General features: G+C 43.0%; 1 protein-coding gene. It reads right to left on the bottom strand.

The features are described 5' to 3' along the window. Positions 1-2157: 2157 nt before the first annotated feature. Positions 2158-3024 (bottom strand): hypothetical protein, encoded by an 867-nt coding sequence (locus F9K33_16465; protein ID KAB2877394.1) that lies wholly within the window; start codon positions 3022-3024, stop codon positions 2158-2160. Between the last annotated feature and the right edge of the window lie 41 nt (positions 3025-3065).

Raw genomic sequence — 3065 nt, 5'->3', positions numbered from 1 at the left:
GTCTTTGGATACTTCTTTTTCTCTGCATTGCAGCAGTTGCCTTTTCGTTCTGGTCCTATAAAGAGACCATACCGCCCGCCTCGCCGATTAAAAAAAACCTTCTTGCAAGCCTTCGTTCATTATCACTTATCCTTGTTCTAAGTATTCTTTTCGAGCCGATTCTTGACCTCACATTTCAGAAGGAAGAACGTCCTGTAGTCGCCGTCCTCGTTGATCAGTCAGAAAGCATGGGGATTGTTGATAAAGTCGCGGATCGTCAGGCCGCCGTTCGAAGCGTAATAAAAAAGGAGGCATGGCAGAAGCTGTCGGATAAGTATGATATCGAGTACTTTAAATTCTCAGATGATCTTAAGAGCACGTCGATCATTGAACTTGACACTTTATATTTCAATGGCTCTGAAACGGACATTACCTCATCATTGGAATCGCTAAAAAAAAAGATGCTTGGAAGGAATTTTGCCGCTGCGGTTCTTATGACAGACGGCCAATATAATCTGGGTGTGAATCCCACGACGTATGCCTCAGCTTACGGGTATCCTGTGTATACGATTGGCATTGGGGATCCTGTGGAATCTAAGGACGTTTCAATCACGCAGGTGGTACACAACGACATCGTATATCTGAATAACAAAATTCCCATTGACGTTTCACTGGCCGCTTTTGGATATAAAGGGAAGCCGTTGAGCGTTCAGTTAATATCAGAAAATAAAGTGATTCAGACAAAATATATCACTATACCTGATGACGGAATTGCGCTGAAAGCGGCATTTGATTTCCAAGCCGATAAAGCCGGACTCCAAAAATTCACGGTAAATGTCGCTGCGCAGCAGGATGAACTTACCGTGAAGAATAATTCAAAATCGTTTTTTATCAAGGTTCTTAAGAGCAGAGTGAACGTGTGTTTGGTCTCAGGTTCACCCGGCCCTGAACACAGTTTTTTATACAAAACGCTCACGGAGAATCAGGATATACATGTAAAGGCTTTGGTCGAAAAAAAAGACGGCTCGTTCATTGATATTATTGAACCCAATTCCAACGCGACCACGGCCGACTACGATTGTTATATTTTTAATGACTATCCGACAGCCAATTCGAATCCAGGGCAATTTCAGGCTTTCGTAAATTCGATTTTGCAGGATTCGAAACCGTTTATGTTGTTCAATGGAATTCAATTAGACATCAATAAAGTTCAGCAATTAAAAGACGCTTTACCGGTGGAATTGAAGCCTGACATGACCTTGGACGAAAGCTTGGTTTACCCAATGCTGACCGTAACCGGAAAAAACAGCGTCGTTATGAAAGTTTCCGATAATCCTGCCGAGGCGGTTCAACAGTGGATGGAGCTGCCGCCTATGTGGATAAGCAAGGTTGCTGTAACGGCGAGTGAGGGGAGCGATGTTCTGGTAAAGTTGGATATGACGCGTGCGGGCAATGTGATCAAATCGCGCAAGGATATTCCGTTAATTATTTCAAAAAAAGCAAATAAGAATAAATCGATTGTTGTAGTGCCTTATGGGTTTTGGAAAAGCTATTTTATAATGTCGGGACTGGGCAGAAATAATATTGCGTATCAGAGTTTCATAGCCAATGCCGTCCGGTGGCTGACAACGCAGGATGACACAAAACCTGTGATCATATCCACTTCAAAGAATATATACCGGAACGGCGAAAAAATAATATTTTCAGGCCAAGTGTATGATGAGCAGTACAGTCCTGTTAATGATGCGAATCTAAAAGTCCAAATTAAAACGTCGAACCGCATTTATGATGTTAATATGGAGTTAACAGGCAACGGGCGCTATGAAGGCAGTGTAAACGGATTAGAAACCGGGGATTATGACTTTGAAGGTGAAGCAATACGGCAAGATGTTTCGCTTGGACGAGACCGCGGCAAGTTTGCAGTTGAAAATTTTAGTATCGAACTCTTACATACCAACATGAATGAAAAATTATTGAAGAATGTTGCCGCGGAGAGCGGCGGGCAGTTCTTCACGCCAGACGATTTTCATACTATAGTAAACGTACCGCCGTTTCAGCCTCTGGTAACTGAGCAGCGAAAAGAGATTGAATTGTGGAATAAAATCATTCTTCTTTTCATTCTTACAGGTTTGCTGTCCGCGGAGTGGTTCATCCGCAAAAAAGCGGATATGTTGTAATCTACGGCCTATCCATAAGCTTGATTCGAGCGTCAACGATTTTGCAGTCATTTTTTGACTCAAAAACCATGAAGGGGTTCATGTCAATTTCAGCGATGTCTTCAATATCAATCACGAGTTGCGACAGACGCAATATATATTCAATGACGGTTGCAATGTGGACGGGCTTTTCACCGCGCACACCCTGAAGCAGGGGATAACTGCGAAGCGACTCGATCATTTCTTTCGCGTCGAAGTCCGTAAGCGGGGCAATTCTAAATGCGACATCCTTCAGAACCTCGACATAAATGCCGCCGAGTCCGGCCATGATAACCGGACCGAATTGTTTATCATGATTCATACCGAGCACTACTTCCTTGCCGCCTTTGACCATTTCCTGAACGACAATACCTTCGATTTGCCCGTCTAATTTTTTTTCTTTTAAATTTTTGTAAATGGCTTGATATCCATGGCGGACCTCCGATTCACTGCGAAGATCGATCTGTACGCCGCCCACATCAGATTTATGGACAATCGTCGACGAGTGAACTTTCAATACAACGGGCTTTTGAAGTTTTTTTGCAAATGCGGCGGCCGCGTCCTCGGTTGTTACAATGGTATTAGCGGCTATGCGAAACCCATAGGCATCCAGTATTTCAAATACCTCGCTCTGTCCGAGATAAAGGCGATTTTCTTTATACGCGCGGTTAATGATTTTCTTAACCTGATCTTTCTTCACATCAAAGTTCTTAAAAGTACCTTCATGCTTTAAACGCCATTTTCTATGTTCATTCATCGCTGCAAGGGCCGCAACCGCAGATTCCGGAAAAATATAGGTTGGAATATTATGCGTGCGTAAATAGCTAATGTTTTCTTTATCCTGACTCATGAAGCAGCAGAGGATGGTCTTTTCCGGATATTGTTCATTTA

The organism is bacterium, assembly GCA_008933615.1.
Lineage (GTDB): Bacteria > CLD3 > CLD3 > SB21 > SB21 > SB21.
The sequence above is the reverse complement of the archived record's forward strand: the minus strand, read 5'-3'. Positions and strand labels throughout refer to the sequence as shown.

Excerpts from the sequence above, each read along its gene's own strand:
- F9K33_16465 (KAB2877394.1), bottom strand. The coding sequence starts at position 3,024 with ATGAGTCAGGATAAAGAAAACATTAGCTATTTACGCACGCATAATATT.